Here is a 17,014-nt window from a genome sequence, read left to right as displayed (position 1 = left end):
GACACTCCTCAGCCTAAAGCCCGGATTTCTCACCACATCTCCAGAGAGCTAGGGGAGCAGGGGAGAGTTGTTGTACAAGTTCTTTCTCCTGTGTCCCTCTGCCCCTCTGCTCCTCTGCTCCTCTGCTCCTCTGCCCCTGAAGTTCGTCAAACTTGTGAGAAATGCGGGTAAAGGCATGAGGATTCTTGGTTCAACGAGATAAGGCAATATATTCAAACCCCAAAAGGCTTGCCATATCTGACCCATCTTCATTGCATAAAGCCTGCGGTATAGCTGCGCTTAGAGCATAGCCCATTGCCAAAAGCAGGGAATTGCGAATTGGTATAAGTTTCACAGTAATTCTACGAAAACAGTATTTAGCATCCAGTACTTCCCCCAATACGGATAAAAATTTGTTCTTGATGCACTTAAGTAAATAATACCGCAAAGGCAAAATCCATTAGAGATTAAGGAATTACTCTCTTTTAAGGGCAATCCTCTCAGCCCTAATGTTAAAGAGTAGAGTTTTAAATTCAACTCCACTCTCATTGTTCAGGGTTTAATTATGACGGCAACCTACGATATTCAGCTCGCGATCCTTTCATTCTGCATTGCTGTCTTTGCTGCTTATACAGCACTCGACCTAGCAGGACGAATCATGGCAGCTCGTAATCTGGCACGTCTTTTTTGGCTCGCTGGAGGTGCGGCTGCAATGGGCATTGGAATTTGGTCAATGCACTTTATTGCTATGCTGACTTACCAGTTCCCTGTCCCAGTTTTTTACGATCTGCCTATCGTTATTTTGTCCCTAATGGTGGCGATCGCTGCATCAGGAAGAGCATTGTTTATTACGAGAGACAACCTTCAATCTGGTCATAGGGGGAATTTTACTAGGAAGTGGAGTTGGCGCAATGCACTACAACGGTATGTCAGCTATGAAACTTGAGGGAACGGCTGACTATAATTTGCTTTTTATTATTGCCTCGATTCTTTTTGCCTTATGTGCTTCCATCATCGCGCTCTGGCTTGCATTCCGAATTAAAGAACTCCAAAAAATAAATTATCCAATTTGTCTACTCAACTAGACTTATTTTCTTCCTTGTCCCCCTTGTCCCCCTTGTCTTCCTTGTCCCTCTGCTATGGAATATTTTTTTACTTGGAAGTCCCTTAAAGGGGAAACAAATCCAATCAGCAAATTACGAAAAATCAGTAGTAGCTTCATTTAAACATCTTGCTTTAGCAGCATAAGGAAAAATCATCATGCAATCTACTCTCAAAAAGATTTTAGTTGTCGAAGATGAACCTCAAGTCCGCGAGAATATTGCCTCAATTTTAGGGTTTGAAGGGTTTTATCGAACTACGGCTGAGAATGGCTTGATTGGCTTGCAAAAGGCCAAAGAAGAGATGCCAGATTTGATTATTTGCGATGTGATGATGCCGGAATTAAATGGCTACGAGTTTGTCCAATCGCTCCGTCAAGACCCGAAAATGGCCACTATCCCTGTGATTTTTCTCACCGCTAAAGCCGATCGAACTGATTTGCGATACGGAATGGAACTAGGTGCGGATGACTATCTCACCAAACCCTTCACTCCTTCTGAACTGCGACGAGCAATTGAGGTTCAGTTCAAAAAGCAAACGATGATTGCTCAAAAGAACCAAATAAAATTTCAGCAGTTGTGTAACACGATTACGGTGTCATTACCCCACGAACTGCATACGCCATTGCAAACTATTATTGCATTACCACAGTTATTAATCGAAGACTGGGAATGTACGTCAGATACTGAGAAATTAGAAATGATCGAGGCAGTTTATACATCCGGCAAGCAGCTTTATGGCTTGACTCAAAACTTTTTGCTCTACGCCAAACTCGAAGTAACCCTATCTGATGCAGAAAAAGTTGCTAGTTTCCGAGAATATGCCCCTAAGACCTCTCTCAAAATGATAGTTGAAGAGACTGCATATCAGGAAGCCCAGAATGCACAGCGAACATTAGATTTAGAGATCGATCTACAAGATGTAGCCGTACAGATTTCACCTACTAGTCTCAAGAAAGTTATGAAAGAATTGATTAACAATGCTTTCAAATTTTCTCTGTCAGGTTCTAAAGTCAGTGTCGTTGGCCTTCCAAGCAATAACCTTTATTCGCTCTATATAATCGACCGCGGTCGTGGCATGACCTCTGAGCAAATTAAGAATGTGGGTGCTTATATACAGTTTCATCATAAGTTGTACGAACACAATGGTGCTGGGTTAGGGCTAGTTACTTCAAAACGCTTAATTGAATTGTATGGAGGAGAGTTGACAATCGAAAGCATAACTGGCGAACAGACTATTGTTCGGATTGCATTGCCAATGCCACTCACTTCTCAAGAAGATCGGCCAGATACAAATTGAATCATATTGAAGGACTTGAGAAGAGGCTTCAAGATGCTAGATTTACTCCATCCTCTTTTAAATTCAAACAGTTTTATTCCACACGGACATTGCTATCTCTGGAAACCAGGATTGGTGTGGCTGCACGTGCTTTCTGATAGTGTGATTGCATTGTCCTACTTCTCTATTCCCTGCTTGCTCGTCTACTTTGTCTCCAAACGACGCGATATTCCGTTTAACTGGATATTTCTGATGTTTGGTGCTTTCATTATTGCCTGTGGCACCGGACATCTGATGGATATCTGGACATTATGGTATCCAACTTACTGGCTGTCAGGTGTAGTCAAAGCCTTGACAGCCCTTGTTTCAATGTATACAGCTTTGGAACTCATTCCTCTGATTCCTAAGGCGCTAGCGTTATCGAGTCCAGCTCAGTTAGAAGCAGCAAACCAGGAGCTAGAACAAGCTCTCAAACAGTTGCAGCAGGCACAATCTCAACTAATTAAAACCGAGATTAAACTGGCTAAAGCCGAGATATTGCAGCAAAGTGAAGAGCGATTTCGCTCGTTGCTCCAAAATGCATCGAATATCATCGCTACCTTAGAATCAAGTGGACGGGTTGTTTATGTTAGCCCTTCTTTGATGCATATTCTAGGACATCAGCCAGAAGATTGGATTGCTAAAAATCTTCCTGAGTTAGTCCACCCAGACGATGGCCTTTCTGCGTCAGCGCTGCTGTATCGAGCCATTGATAATCCATCTCAAAAAACAACAGTAGAATTTCGTTTGCATCATGCGGATGGTTCTTGGCATGATTTTGAGGCGATCGCGAAAAACCTCCTAGATGAGCCAAATGTAGCGGGCATTGTGATCACCTGTCGAGATATCACCGAGCGAAAACAAGCAGAAGCCGAAGTGCGTAAAGCACTAGAGAAAGAACGAGAACTAAATGAATTGAAGTCGCGCTTTATTTCAATGGCTTCTCACGAGTTCCGCACGCCATTGGCGATCGTGTCATCTTCCATCGGCATCTTAGAAGACTACGGACACCGCCTCAATCCAGACCAAAGCCGAAAGCAGTTTCAGCACGTCCAAAAATCTATCACTCATATTACCCAACTACTAGACGATGTGTTGATGATTAACCGCGTAGAAGGTGGGAAAGTGGAATTCATGCCAACTGCGATCGATGTTATGCAGTTTTGCCACGATCTAGTAGAAGAAATACAACTGAGTGCCCCTAGCCATCAGATTACGCTGTTTATTACCGACAAACGGAACGCAGGCAGCAATAGTTATACTCAACTCGACAAAAAGTTACTCCAATCTATTTTGACTAACTTGTTGTCGAATGCTGTCAAGTATTCCTTTTCAGGAAGCGCAATTGACTTCAACCTGATTTGTCAAAATGAAGAAACGATCTTCAAAATTCAAGATCGAGGTATTGGGATTCCTGATGACGATCGAGACCACTTGTTTAAGCCCTTTCATCGGGCTAAGAATGTAGGGAATATTCCCGGAACAGGTTTAGGGCTTTCAATTGTCAAAAAATGCATTGACCTGCATGGCGGTGAAATTAAGGTATGCAGTCAAGTAAATATAGGTACAGTCTTCACTGTTATAATCCCTACAAATCAAATGGAACTCATAGCTGGTAGGGCTACCCCATCCAATAATGAATAGACTTGTCCGAAAATTTGAAAACCAGTCTGTATCCATTTGTCACAAGTTAAAAACGAGTAGATTTTGTCAATACTAGCCCGCAGTTCTCACAAGCAGTAAAAAATTAATTTACATGACCTGATGTGAGGCTTTTTTTTGATATATCATCAATCAAAATTTAGGCGCAAAGATGAATTAAGTATAAAGCCCAGCTATTAAGTTAAAATAATTACTCTTTTTGTATCAGTACTCGAATCAGAATGCTCTGTTCATAAAATGCCTGCATTCCAAAACAAAACTTGAATCAACCCAAGCCCAAAGTATCATTTATTAGAAATACATAAAAAGGAATTTAACTTCAACTTAAGCAACCACTGGGACTGACTTTGGCTGTTCAAATCTGAACTGTTTTGGTATACGATCTGTTGAAGATGGGGTCATACTTGTAACTGCTGAAACACTTAATATATCCACATTTTCGCAGTTTTTCACCCCCTTTTTTATCTCTTTGTGAGAAATCCGGGTTAAGCGTAAAATACTTGATTCATCTGAAGAGGGTTGGTGAAAGCGAGTTAATTTCATGGTTTTTGCAACACAGCAGATATTTCTAATTGTTGCAAATTGAGTTCTTGAAAGGGTGGAGACGTTTCGGTTAGCTTGATTTTACTCGGTTGAATGGATTTGCCATTCACCTGTAACGTATAACTACTTTGCCGCAGGTGTTCTATAAAGTAGACCCCGGCATCATTTGTAACTGATATGAGCCGCTGCCCGGAATCCACGCCGGAGCCAACCTGAATTGCTTCGACTCGGACACCACTCAATGGGGTTCCGTGGCTATCTGTGACAATGCCTGAGAGCGAATAGGCAGGGACGAGGGGAACTAGCACAGGAGTATAGCTGCCAGCCACAACCTTAACTGCATAAGCACTGGTTGCTGCCTGCCAATCGGGGGGTAGCCCTGCTGCATCCAGATCCAGACGATAGGTGTTGGGCAGCAAACGTACCAAGATGCGATCGTGGTCAACCTGTGCCCTAGCAGCTTGAACCATTTGATTATTGATCGTCACGAGATTGGGATCTGTGTAAAACTCCTCGCCTGCATCGCGTTGGCCGTTGTTATTGCGATCAAAGAACGGCTGCACCAGAATACCACCCTGAGTCCGTAAATAGTTGGCATGACGATCGCCAGGAGTGATACCACCTTGAAGATTCAGCCCCGATACTAACTCGATACCAAAAGTCGATTCGCCTGTTGTCACTGATACGCCCTGATAGCGTGCGCGGAGCATTACGCCAGGGATGATTGTAGTGCCCACAGAGGCAAGTACGCCAGAACCCCGCGAGCCGATACCATAGCCTAATTGGGCTTCCCATAACAACGTGCCATCGATGGAACGTTCTTTTGAGCGATAACGCCAAGCGAGATTAACTAGATCGTCATTCCTATTTTGGTTGTAAGTGTCGTAGCCGAGAACAAAGGAATGTCCAGTTGTAAAATCGCTGTGCTTTCCCAGGTAAAAACTTAGCGCCGACTGGGAACTGATTTCATTGCCGATAGAGTTCAGTTCAAGTTTTCCCAACCGTTGAATCAGATTCCAGCGCAAGTGACTTTTGGTGTCAAAAGTAAGGCGGGCAAAGGTAAAAGAATCTCTGCCACTGAAGTTGAGTTGAATGCCTCCAGAGGTGGCATCATTACTATTGGTGTTGCCCAGCAAAGTGATGCCTTTAGCCAGTTGCCAATAGGCATCTAATCGGCTGGAGAAGCGATCGTGGGTGAACCGGGCACTGAAGTTTTGCGATGGGTCGTAACTGACATCTGCATTGATGTCCCATGCTGAATTATCGCTGCCGCTTAGGACTGAAACTGCTGCCTTGAAGGGGACGTTTTCTGGCTGCCAGAAGAGTTCGGCTAGTCCTCTTAAAGACCGATCGTAGACAGTGCCTGCACCTAGCGTCACGCTATTTGAAACGCCCCATCGTTGAGCAATGCCACCCCGAAATGTGGAAAAATCGCCAAAGAGATTGTTATTATCCTGTTTGCTGTAATCTCGATTCACTCCACCGGAAACGATCAACGCGGAAGCACCAGCAGGAAGTTGACCAGCCAAATTGGAAAACGTCGCGTCTCGAATTTCTGGTTGGGCAGTTAATTGTCCTTTGGGATAGAGGAAGACCTGGTAGTAGCCGCCCAGCGCTGGGGTTTCCAATTTGAGATTCTCAAACCGATACACGCCAGAGGAATCCACCAGGGTTTCGGCAATGATGCGATCGCTAAATCCTTTTACCAATCGCACTAAAGTCCCTGGTTCTGCCTGCCCGGACACCGTTCGTCCCACCTGTGCTGCTTGCAGGCGTTGGCGCGGATCGCTTTCGCCATAAAATTGTGGCGGTGGTGTGTAGCCCTGGCGCTGAATGAAGGTAAAGCCTACATAGTCGTTAGGGCTGAGGTTCTGCCAGAAGGGGGGCTGAGTACCCACAAAATAATCATTAGCATCGGTCTGGCGTTGAAATAGCGCATCTGTAATCCGCCAGCTATTGGAACTAAATAGTTTGGGCTGGTCTGCCCGCACAAACCAACTGCCGCCCAAAATGCTACCCACCGCAGTCAAATCTCCGCGGAAAGCAGTTGGGGTTGAATCTCCACCACTGACGCTGACCCCTTGTTCGATCGCAGCCAGAGAAATATCTGGCGATGCAATTCGGGGTAGCCCTTCAAGCTGCACAGGAGCCTCTTCCAGTGATGAGCTTTGTTCCGGTGCCGTCAGCCAGGGTGCGTCAAACACAATCGCGTACTCTTTGAGATCAAACTCAACCTGAACTCCAAATAGCGATCGCACCTCCCCCACTGAAAAAACCAGACCCAATTTTGGATCGGTGTGGAGTTTGGCAGGATCGATACGAACGGCAAGACTGGGCGATCGTAATTCGATTTGATTGTCGGGTAAAACTTTTGTGCTTAATTTCAGCGCTTGCACCACGGCATCATAGGGCAATAACCAATGTTCTAGATCGAGCGCTTTCGAGCTATTTTCCTGCCCCCGAACAGAAACCCCCTCATTGACATTGCGCCCACCAATGTTGATACCCACCGGAAACACTGTAAAGCCCTCCGGCACCTGAGCAATGGGAGACAGATTCGGTTCCGATGTCTGCATCTTCGCATCGCTTGTTGGCAAAGTGGCGGAATTTGCTGAAACTGTAGGCGCAACAGTCACAGGTTCAACCGGACTCGCCTTTTCGGAACCTGTAGGCGTAACAGTCACAGGTTCAACCGGACTCGCCTTTTCAGAACCCAAAGACTCAGGTACAACCTTTGGGGCAATCTCAGGCTGTGTTGCCGGAATATGCACAGATGGAGGTTCTGTAACTAGAAACTCTATATCTTGTAAATCAATGGATAACGGTTGTCCCAGCAGTTTTGCATCTGATTTAACGCTTGATTGTGCATCAGCACCCGATGGTTCCTGTTCTTGATCGCGTGCTGATGGACTTAAAGCAATTGATTTAACGCTTGATTGTGCATCAGCACCCGATGGTTCCTGTTCTCGATCGCGTGCTGATGGACTTAAAGCAATCTGTTTTTCATCAATAGATTTAGGAGTAATGCTAAAGATGCCGATCTCCGAAAGAGATTTACTATTAGAAATGTTGTGGGGAATTGAGTGGACGATGGCGGGTGGGGGAATTGTTGGGAACATAGAGGTAAGCGGAGTTAAAATCAGCAGGCAAAATCAGCCTTCCTCAGGTCTTCTAGGTGGCTCTTAACTTTGTGCAAATTAGTTAGCAAGCAATCTGTTGAGACCCTACACAGTCGGCCAGTCATCGTCGTAAGTAGTTGGACAAGAATATTTACAGTCATTGTGAATGAAGCGTACCCCTGCGGGGAAGCTTCATTCACAATGGCGTTGTGTAATTAATTCTGCTCGATAAAAGTAGGACGCACGGACAAGGATTTTACGTCATTACGAGCAAAGCGTTTGCGGAGCGTCTCGTAGAGAAGTAATCGCAAAGGCTTAGTTTTTCCTCACGAGTATCACGAGTACGTAAGTCCTAAAAATTCTTGATTGTGCAGTTCCTACTTTGCAGGTACTATCAAATCCACCGAAAATGGCACTGTCTGAGCGTTGTCCTCACCCCAGAGCAACTGTCCACTTAGTTGGTAGTTACCAGGGAGTAAGGGCGATGTATCTTTTTCTGAAACGGCTAAAGCTAAATTACGATCGCCCAGAGCAATGATGGCAGTAGGCGCCAATTCTCCACTCCGAAATACTTTGTTTGCTTGTTTCAACGACCAGCGAACCATTGGGCGCACAGATGCATTGCCTATATTTTTGACGAATAGTTCGAGATGCTTTTGCTTGGCATTGAAACTGGCACGATCGACAACTAAGTTCGGCGCTGTATCTCCCTTGCGGACGTAAACAGTCGTACCGACTCGAGTGATAATGCCAACTTTCCGTCCGATTGTGTCTGTTGACTCATTCAAGGCTTCTGTAAAGATGACTGCCCGGTATTCACCATTCGCTAGGCTGGGAGCAAGTTGAGCCACCATACGAACCCGACGGCTACTTCTGGGTGGCACAATCAATTCTCTAGGAGAAAACTGTATATAAGAACCCAGATAGCTTGAATCAGAGGGTATTGTTTGGAACCCGCGATCGCGGCTGTAAGTGAATGGCTCCGTATAAACCCTCGCCCGCAACGGCGTATCCCCAGAGTTGATCACGTTAAGCACTGCTTTTACTTGTCCCCGGTTTGCCTGGGCTTCAATCACCAGAGGGGATGCTCCCAGATTTGCCCAAGCAGCACCATTGACCAAACAAGCTGCTGATAGTAACCAGCCACTCAGTTGAATGGCTTTTAAAGTTGTGGATGAAGCGGGCTTGTGAACACGGGAGAACATGATGACCGATCCTGGCTTTGCGAATAAATCTAAGGATTAGAAGGAATGAAAGAATGATTGATGGGGGAAGTAAACAAGTTAGCTAGAATTCCCCCATCTGTATCTTTGTACGTTGCTTTATTAAGGGGTCACTGTCAACGTCACAAACATATCGTAGGCACCGCTGGGGATTAGACCAAGGGTTGTGGTTGTCATATTCACACTCAAATTGGTGACACCTGGCAGGGGCACAGGAAAAGGAATAGAGGGTGCGACAATAGCAACAAGGTTTGCGCCTGTGCCTGTAACTGCAACTGTCTTTACGGCTGTAGTATGGTCATAGCCAGCGGGTGCAGTGGTTTGTTGGGGTGCAGATGCCGAGAGGGTTGCCAGAATGTTATTACAGGTGAGTTTGGCTTGGCCAGAAGTGCCGCCACTGGTTGGCAGACTGCTAAGAGTTGTGCCAGCAACGTCTAATCCTAATGTGCCATTCTGGACATTGCTAAATGTGCAGGAGGAAAGGACATTTCCATTAAAATGAACATCGGTACTCCCTGCTTGAGCAACAGAGCTGAACGCAAACGTGCTACCAAGAATCATTGCCGAGAGTAGTAGAATACGACGCATAATGAATTCCTCAAGTTAACTGAATGGATGTTGAATGATGTTCCAGAGATGCCTGATGTCTCAGAGGCATTGAGCGTGATGCTCTCAACCTTTTTGCTTTTCAGTCACGCTCGTTTCTCTAATTTAATGACCCCAAGTAACTTTGTAATTCGTAGCTCTACGCGTTTAATGAACTCGCTTATCCTGAATTCAGTAATCCTTTTAGCAATCAATGACCTCAAACAAGGGTGTCATCTGTAGCTCTACGCCTTTACTGAACTTCCCCATCCCGATGTCAGTAATTTTGCTAGGGTACTGTTAGTAATAACAGTAAAAATCGCCACATTGCGCAAATATTGAGTAATTATTTACACTTAGTGTGGTAAAATTTACTAGAGAAGACGACTCTCTAGATTAGCCAAGTAAGCCTTGGGATCTCTGCGAAATCGATACTGTTCAATTCTGGCAATGCGTGGTGTTTTTGCAATTGAGAGCGTAATTCGAGCCAAGTATGAATATCAACTTGTGCTAAATCAGATGCGGTAAAAGAATGAAGCGAAGTTGCGATCGCGCAGGCAAGTTTGACAGAACCACGAATAACGAGGGATGAGGGGGCAACCTTACAACCTGTACAACGACGTTGATGATGACGTAGCATACCAAAAGCATGTTATAAGTCATTATTAGTTCTGGGAAAATCTTCAATTTCGTAACAATGAAAAAGCCCAGACCAGTAGCTATGGGTGGTTTTTATAAAGTTATCGATTGCAGTGTTCAGCGTACCAGCTTTCTGCTTATGTTGGGACATTTCTATTAACTGGAGTTTAGACTAGTTTCCGGTGCGAAACTGCCAAACAAATCAGAGTAAAACTTGATAATTAATCAATATTTGTATACACAAACTATTGATTAACTATCAAGCTGTATTGAACTATTTACTCTGCTATTTTTAATAGTCTAATGTTGAATTAGACTCAAGTTTAATTGATAGTAACAATTTAAATAAACAGGTGACATAGCAACGGACAGCAGGCTTAGTACACGTAGCGAAAAGGCCGAAATAAAGTCTGCGTTACTTTGCACTCAACTCTGCGCTCCTTTGCGTTTTAATAAACTTATCCTAATGTCCTAATAGCTTTGGCGACTGCTATAAATTTTTTCAGTTTTGAGAGTCTCGCGACTAATAATAGTTAAATTATGAGCAATAATTCCCCAGCCAACCCAACGACAGAATCCCAACTCTCCCCTATATAAACAACGTTGTAAGCCAAAACATCGTTTCAAGAAACTTATACGTTCTTCTACTCTATTAGCCTAATTGTTGATTTACAGACGATTATATCCTCACATAGATGCTTGTCAACAGACTGTAACGTTGTATGTACGCATTTATATGGAGACGCATATCAAGAACCCATATTAACCACGTAATAATCTGGGTTTTAGCCATCGTGTAAAAAACCTACACTTGTCAGGGGGATTAAAGTTGTTGGCTTATTCGTATCAATGAAAGTATTTCATGAACAAGTAAGCTTTTCTTATCTCAAAGAAATTTTGGGCAACCCGTACATCTAATTTCAGTGTCTCTGTCAGGCACAGCGATCGCTCTTGGCAGGCGGATAGCCATCACAAAGCGCGCTCAACGAAAGCAGCGATCGCTCAATGCTACTGACTATAGGTAAAGTGAAATAAAGTGCGATCGCCACTGAGGTATTTTTGTGAACACTACCATGCCAGCAATAGAATTAGAAGATGTTTAATATTTTGGAGAGTCCGTCAAACTCTTGTTATGTAAAGTTTTTCAGAAATTGTTTAATCGTTTTATTTTTTTATTGGACTAGGAGTCAAGTATCTTAGAAAGTCATGACTGAAATTGTTCAACCGTTATTTCTTAATTGTCACGAAATAACAAGCATTTGATGGGCTAAAATTGTTCAACCGAATTATTTGTCTACACCATGAAGATGCACTAAATTAGTAGAAGCAGAAACAGGGTGTAGGGGTATGAGAAATAGCTTCCAAGTAGAAGGATCTGAGAGTCAAGAAGAACTAAAACACCGATTGCGCCATGCAGTAACAGCAACAAGCAAAGAAAGGCTACAGATGCTCTACTGGATTAAGGTAGGCGCGATCGCAACCAGATAGGAACTTTCACAACGCTTGGGAAGAGATAGTCCCTTATGTAGCGATTCTCAATTGCGTGAAATACAGACCTAACCCCCAGCCCCTTCCCTCGCAGGGAAGGGGAGTGAGTATCAAAGCCTCTCTCCTTTTAGGAGAGAGGAATGGAAGTGAGGTCAAAATGTATTGCATTCCAAACGAGAAGCGCTATAGAAAATTTGGGTTTCAAACATCCTCTAAGACGACTTTACAAAGTTAGAAGAGAGAATTGCAGAGAATGTGGCGAAATTGTTAGAACAAGGGTAGATAAAAGTTGAGTAACAATATAAATCATGAACGCTTATAAAACATATATCACTATTGCAGATCCAAAGGAGTTAGTATTATCTGATTTACCATTTAAAGCAGGACAGAGAGTTGAGGTGATTATTTTGACAGAGGATAATCAAAAGGTTACTTTAGCAGAAGAATTAAAAAAATTATTCCAATAAATACAAGCAATACACGCAAATAATTCCTTCAATGATGAAGAAATAGCGGCAGAAATTGAAGCTTATAGACGGGGAGAATGAAAGTTATTAAGGTTAGTTTGTGATGTGAGAGAATAACACACCGTACAAAACTTTGTCCAATAGCCTAAGCGATCGCACTTCCTTTTGTCAGTCGGCTGAAGTCGGCAGTTTTATGTGATGTGGTTGGAAGAGTCGGGGAAAAAGTTGGTTAGAGAAAATTTGGGTTTCCAACCTCGCCCTTCTAAGACGACTTTATGATGAAGAAATAGCAGCAGAGATTGAAGCTTATAGACGGGGAGAATGAAAATGATTATTGATAAAAACTTTTTATTAGCAAATTTGTACTAGATATTTTATAACATGGACTGTTAGGTAGTAACTGCCGTGTTTTGGAAGCTAAAGTATGACTGCTGAGGAACTGTTGCAACATTATGCTGCTGGTGAAAGACGCTTTATTGAAGTCGATCTCAGTGGTATTGATTTGAGCGGAGCTAATTTGTCAGAAATTAAATTGTGCAGATGTAATCTCCGAAATATTAATCTTTCTGGAGCAAATTTGCTTGGTGGGAGCCTTATGGGTTCCGATTTGAGTGGGGCCAATCTGAGCAAATCTAATTTAGAAAGTGTTGCTATGCAAGGAACGAATTTGGAAAACGCTACTTTGCTTGGTGCTAGAACTATCGAAACTGAATTTGCTGGAGCTTTCTTCTGTAATACCACGACTGAAGAAGGGGATGTTGTTCAAGAATATGAATACTTCGACTAATGCCATTACCACAGCAATTAATTAAGAATTAATTAGCTCAAAAATACACTCAAATTATTTTTACTAAAGTTACTTCAGTCTTCTGATAGTTTCCCAAATTGCTGACGATAACGTTCAAGTTGTTGTTGCGCTAACTCCAACTGTTCTTCTGGAGTTTGATAGCGCTTTCCTTGTTGGTCATACCAATACAAAACCTGACGCTGGATATTACCAGATACGTATTGCGATCGCCCAATTCCCAAACCAATTTCTGGCATCCAAAAGGGTTCACCAATTTGTAATTGATAGCTATTATCTACTAAGCGATAAACTTCAAAAGGTTGGTGACGGTCTCTTTGCCAATACTCTGGATTATAAATAATGTAGTACAGTACCCCTAACTTGGCATAAGTATCTAATTTTTTGTCGTATTCTCCACCCAGAGTTAAAGAGACAATTTCTAAAGCCAAGATAGGCACTATGTTATTTTCTTCCCAAACAACATAGCTTTTACGAGATTTATCTGACTTGCGGCGTTCTACACCTAAGCTCAAAAATCCGTCTGGGACAATCGGCACAAGTGGACTAACCCCTGTAGTATGGTAAACGCCCATATCCACGCTGAAAAACCAGTCATTACGGTTTGCCCAAATATATTGCAGCAAGAAGAGAAGCAAGTTGGGAATAAAGTTCTGGTCTTCGTTATCCACAGGGGTATCGTCTGAACAAGGAAGTTCAGCACTGCTAGGCAATTGACGGGGGTCTGATTTCACCATAAGTAATGATGGTGGTGGAGTGACCTAATGATTTTTTATTCTAGACGATTTGACGCGGACGATATACTTTAGGTAAACGTTCTAAGTTAGTGGTAATGAAGAATTTTGATATTCAGCTAGATGAAGAATATGCTCAAAAGCTTGCCTACATTCAACAGGAGGCTGACCAAGATACAGTAGAGGCAATTAAGTCTTCGATTGAACTGCGCTATCAACAACTTCAGCAACAAAAAACAGATCCCTTAGCGAAACTCAAGCAAAGTAAATTTATCGGCTGTTTCAAAGGAGAAGCTGACTTAGCTGCTAATTCCGAAGCCATTGTGCGATCGCTAATGCAAGAAAACTATGATTATAGTTGATACTGGCTTTTTCGTGGCACTTGGAAACCAAAACGATCAATACCATCAATTAGCAGTACAAGTTTTAAATATTCTCAATGAACCACTAGTCACTACTTACCCTGTTATTACCGAAACTTGTTACCTTCTTGCTAGAGGAGGTGGAAACAATGCTCAATGTAGTTTTTTGAGAGAGGTTGCACAGGAAGCATTTGAAGTGTTCAACTTACAAAGTCACCATGTTGAACGCATGGTTGAACTCATAGAAAAATATGCAGATTTGCCGATGGATATGGCAGATGCTTCTCTGGTTGTTCTAGCAGAACATTTGGGACATGGACAAATTTTAACGCTTGATCGACGAGACTTTAATACTTACCGTTGGAATAACAGCAATCCCTTCAAGAACTTGCTGCTGAATTTTGAATAAAGTTTGCAAAAGTCGGGAAAAAAGTCGGGTTTACAGAATCTTATCCGAAAACTCCAGCAACATAACTGTAAAGTAATTTATAGTTGTCCCTAAAATCTGAACTACCCTTGTCGTTACACAATGGACGCTGAAGCAGCATTAGCATGGTTAGACGCTACAATTCCCCCGCAGACTGGGGAACGGTTGAGCGATTTGCAAAAAGTGATTCTTGTGCAAGTTTGGTTGGGTAGAAAATACTTGGATATCGCTCATGCTTACGGTTGTACGGAAGGACACGCCAAGGATGCTGGTTCTCAGTTATGGAAGCTGCTTTCTAAAGTATTGCGAGAAAAGATTACTAAAAGTAATTGTCGCGCTACTTTAGAGCGAGTTCTGAGAAAAACTACTGCGATATCATCCAGTCTGATTGATTACTCGCGATCGCCACATCCCACCCCAAAATTAGAGGATACCAATTTTATTGGACGAACAGAAGCGATCGCTCACTTAAATACTTTGGTAAATCAAGGCTCGAAAGTGATTGTGATCCAAGGTGAAGGCGGTTTAGGCAAAACTACTCTAGCGCAGCAATATCTCCATCAGGGGTTTGATTTGGTTTTGGAACTACTGATGGCGAAGGAAACGCAAAACATCACCCCCGCCGAACGAGTTGTAGAGGAATGGCTTAAACAAGATTTTGACGAAGAACCTGGGGTAGAATTTGGGGTAACTTTAGCGCGACTCAAGCGCCAACTCCACAATCGGCGCATTGGGGTGTTAATTGATAATCTCGAACCTGCATTAGATCGACAAGGTGGGTTGATTGCTTCTCACCGCAACTATGTAGAACTATTGCGAGTGTTGGCTGATGCCAGGGTGCAATCTGTTACCTTGATTACTAGTCGCGATCGCCTTTGTGAACCTGGGTTAAATGTGAATCACTATCGGCTTCCTGGTTTGGATGAAAGCGCATGGCAACAGTTTTTTAGCAACCGTGGGTTAACTATCAACTCGCCAACCTTGCAAATCATGCATCGCACTTATGGCGGTAATGCTAAAGCAATGGGAATTCTCTGCGGTTCGATTCAGGAAGATTTTGACGGTGACATGGTTCTTTATTGGCAAGAAAATCATGCCGATCCGTTAGCCGCAACCGACTTAAAAAATTTAGCCGTTAGTCAAATCAATCGTTTGCAAGCTCTCGATCCCCAAGCATATCGCCTCCTTTGCCGTTTAGGATGTTATCGTTACCAAGATATACCCAGCATTTCATCACAAGGATTGTTTTGTTTACTGTGGGATGTTCCAGCCGATCAACATCGCCAAATCATCGCCTCCTTGAGAAATCGGTCTTTGGTGGAGTGTGAAAAAGGCGAATATTGGTTACATCCGGTGATTCAAAAAGAAGCGATCGCGCGTTTACGCCCCAGTGATGAATGGCAAATTGCCAACCACAAAGCCGCAGAATTTTGGACAATTAGTGTTAAACAAATTGAAACCTTTAAAGATGCTTTGCAAGCTCTAGAAGCATATTATCACTACATAGAAATTTATGAATTTGAGTTGGCGGGTAAGGTCATTTTAAAAAGCCGAAATAATCAATGGCAGCAGTTTTTACCTCTTGGTAGCACATTGTATCGGATGGGTTTAATTCAACCGATACTTGCGGCACTTGAGCGAGTTGTTAACAATCTAGAAGATGACCAAAATCTCAGCGAACTTTATAATATATTAGGCGATTTATATTGGATAACAGGTAAAATTAGTCAAGCGATCGCTTGTCAAGAAAAGACTATTACACTCGCAACCCAAGCACTCAAATCACTTGTACCTCAGCCAGAGAATAAACATACAGTTTACTATCTGAGAATGCTAGAGGTAGATTCTTTATTAAGTATTGGTCTTTATCAAATAGATTTGTGGGAACTAGAGGCAGCCGCAAAGTTATTTCAAAAAGTAATTTATTTAGCTCAAAATACCGAGCATCATCGCTGGGCAGAGAAAGCTTCAGTCTGTTTAGCTTTGGTGTATTCTTATTTAGGTTTGCGCGATTCTTCATATCAATTAGCAGATGTAGCTTATCAAAATATTACGAAGGAAAAACTGGTAGAACAAACTGGGAGATTTGTCTATTTCATGCAAATTTTGGGTCAAACATACGTCAATTTAGGTGAATTTTCTCAAGCAAATCAGATATTCCAGCAAGCTTTGACTTTTGCTGAAAAAAGTCATTATATGCAGGTAAAAGCAAAAACACTCAATGGTTTAGCAGAAATCCACCGACAAAAAACAGATTTTGCATTAGCTCTTGTTAAGCATACAGAAGCAATCGAACTTTTGGATAAAATAGGCGCTAAATGCGATCTGGCTGAAGCTTATTTTCAATTGGGTTTAACTAATCAAAAGATGTTGAAGCCTAATGAAAGTCAAATCAATCTCGATCGAGCGATTCAGCTATTTACTGAAATCAAAGCACCAAAACAAGTTGAAAAAGTTTTAAAGTGTGCTGCTCAAATCTGTGTCACCAGTCGGAGATTGGAAATGATGTAAAAATCTTTGATTTAGTAGACGGCTCTAGAAACAAATCAAAGTAAATAATTAA

Annotated in this window: 16 protein-coding genes and 1 pseudogene; 10 read left to right on the top strand and 7 right to left on the bottom strand. The window is 42.7% G+C overall.

The genetic code is table 11. From position 1 onward, the window contains the following. Positions 1-190 precede the first annotated feature (190 nt). Positions 191-334 (bottom strand): hypothetical protein, encoded by a 144-nt coding sequence (locus RM049_RS12875; RefSeq protein ID WP_322683225.1) that lies wholly within the window; start codon positions 332-334, stop codon positions 191-193. A gap of 210 nt (positions 335-544) precedes the next feature. Here RM049_RS12875 and RM049_RS12870 point away from each other — a divergent pair, with 210 nt between their 5' ends. The 4 genes from RM049_RS12870 (at position 545) to RM049_RS12860 (ending at position 4,041) form a co-directional block, all read left to right on the top strand. Further along, a complete protein-coding gene (locus RM049_RS12870) occupies positions 545-925 on the top strand; it encodes an MHYT domain-containing protein (RefSeq protein WP_322683224.1) in 381 nt (126 codons plus the stop codon). Continuing rightward, positions 891-1,064 (top strand): MHYT domain-containing protein, encoded by a 174-nt coding sequence (locus RM049_RS39280; protein WP_409883806.1) that lies wholly within the window; start codon positions 891-893, stop codon positions 1,062-1,064. The genes RM049_RS12870 and RM049_RS39280 overlap by 35 nt, the downstream gene beginning before the upstream one ends. A gap of 175 nt (positions 1,065-1,239) precedes the next feature. Beyond that, entirely contained in the window at positions 1,240-2,379 is a 1,140-nt protein-coding gene (locus RM049_RS12865; RefSeq protein WP_322704430.1) for a response regulator, read from the top strand. 33 nt (positions 2,380-2,412) lie between these two features. Beyond that, positions 2,413-4,041, top strand: a complete 1,629-nt coding sequence (locus RM049_RS12860) for a PAS domain-containing sensor histidine kinase (RefSeq protein ID WP_322683222.1) — start codon at positions 2,413-2,415, stop codon at positions 4,039-4,041. Between the two features lie 557 nt (positions 4,042-4,598). On the opposite strand, the gene RM049_RS12855 is transcribed toward RM049_RS12860, so the two are convergent. From RM049_RS12855 to RM049_RS12835, 5 genes and pseudogenes are all read right to left on the bottom strand, one after another. Further along, a complete protein-coding gene (locus RM049_RS12855; protein ID WP_322704429.1) occupies positions 4,599-7,721 on the bottom strand; it encodes a carboxypeptidase regulatory-like domain-containing protein in 3,123 nt (1,040 codons plus the stop codon). 377 nt (positions 7,722-8,098) lie between these two features. Then, positions 8,099-8,926: a P pilus assembly protein, chaperone PapD gene (locus tag RM049_RS12850; RefSeq protein ID WP_322683220.1), complete on the bottom strand. Its 828-nt coding sequence runs from the start codon at positions 8,924-8,926 to the stop codon at positions 8,099-8,101. 120 nt (positions 8,927-9,046) lie between these two features. Then, entirely contained in the window at positions 9,047-9,532 is a 486-nt protein-coding gene (locus RM049_RS12845) for a hypothetical protein (protein WP_322683219.1), read from the bottom strand. 388 nt (positions 9,533-9,920) lie between these two features. Beyond that, positions 9,921-10,169 (bottom strand): hypothetical protein, encoded by a 249-nt coding sequence (locus RM049_RS12840; protein ID WP_322683218.1) that lies wholly within the window; start codon positions 10,167-10,169, stop codon positions 9,921-9,923. Positions 10,170-10,639: 470 nt separating this feature from the next. Beyond that, positions 10,640-10,822, bottom strand: a pseudogene (locus RM049_RS12835) (ISNCY family transposase); the annotation flags it as partial. 693 nt (positions 10,823-11,515) lie between these two features. Between RM049_RS12835 and RM049_RS12830 the strand changes: the two are divergent. The 3 genes from RM049_RS12830 to RM049_RS12820 all read left to right on the top strand — a co-directional run bounded on the left by RM049_RS12830 (position 11,516) and on the right by RM049_RS12820 (position 12,910). Continuing rightward, positions 11,516-11,656, top strand: a complete 141-nt coding sequence (locus tag RM049_RS12830; protein WP_322704428.1) for a hypothetical protein — start codon at positions 11,516-11,518, stop codon at positions 11,654-11,656. Positions 11,657-11,964: 308 nt separating this feature from the next. After that, positions 11,965-12,123, top strand: a complete 159-nt coding sequence (locus RM049_RS12825) for a hypothetical protein (RefSeq protein ID WP_322704427.1) — start codon at positions 11,965-11,967, stop codon at positions 12,121-12,123. A gap of 424 nt (positions 12,124-12,547) precedes the next feature. Beyond that, complete coding sequence (locus tag RM049_RS12820; protein WP_322704426.1) at positions 12,548-12,910, top strand: pentapeptide repeat-containing protein; 363 nt, start codon at positions 12,548-12,550, stop codon at positions 12,908-12,910. Between the two features lie 74 nt (positions 12,911-12,984). Here the strand turns inward: RM049_RS12820 and RM049_RS12815 are convergent, their stop codons facing one another. Beyond that, complete coding sequence (locus RM049_RS12815) at positions 12,985-13,665, bottom strand: Uma2 family endonuclease (RefSeq protein WP_322704425.1); 681 nt, start codon at positions 13,663-13,665, stop codon at positions 12,985-12,987. Between the two features lie 95 nt (positions 13,666-13,760). Between RM049_RS12815 and RM049_RS12810 the strand changes: the two genes are divergently transcribed. The 3 genes from RM049_RS12810 (at position 13,761) to RM049_RS12800 (ending at position 16,962) form a co-directional block, all read left to right on the top strand. Then, positions 13,761-14,024 carry a CopG family transcriptional regulator gene (locus RM049_RS12810; protein WP_322704424.1) on the top strand — a complete coding sequence of 88 codons (264 nt, stop codon included), beginning with the start codon at positions 13,761-13,763 and terminating at the stop codon, positions 14,022-14,024. Beyond that, positions 14,011-14,433 (top strand): type II toxin-antitoxin system VapC family toxin, encoded by a 423-nt coding sequence (locus tag RM049_RS12805; protein WP_322704423.1) that lies wholly within the window; start codon positions 14,011-14,013, stop codon positions 14,431-14,433. Before RM049_RS12810 ends, RM049_RS12805 begins: the two co-directional genes overlap by 14 nt. 120 nt (positions 14,434-14,553) lie before the next feature. Next, positions 14,554-16,962, top strand: a complete 2,409-nt coding sequence (locus RM049_RS12800; protein ID WP_322704422.1) for a tetratricopeptide repeat protein — start codon at positions 14,554-14,556, stop codon at positions 16,960-16,962. The last annotated feature ends 52 nt before the right edge of the window (positions 16,963-17,014 follow it).

The organism is Nostoc sp. DedQUE04 (assembly GCF_034530995.1).
Taxonomy (GTDB): domain Bacteria; phylum Cyanobacteriota; class Cyanobacteriia; order Cyanobacteriales; family Nostocaceae; genus Nostoc.
This window is presented reverse-complemented; position numbering and strand designations above follow the sequence as displayed.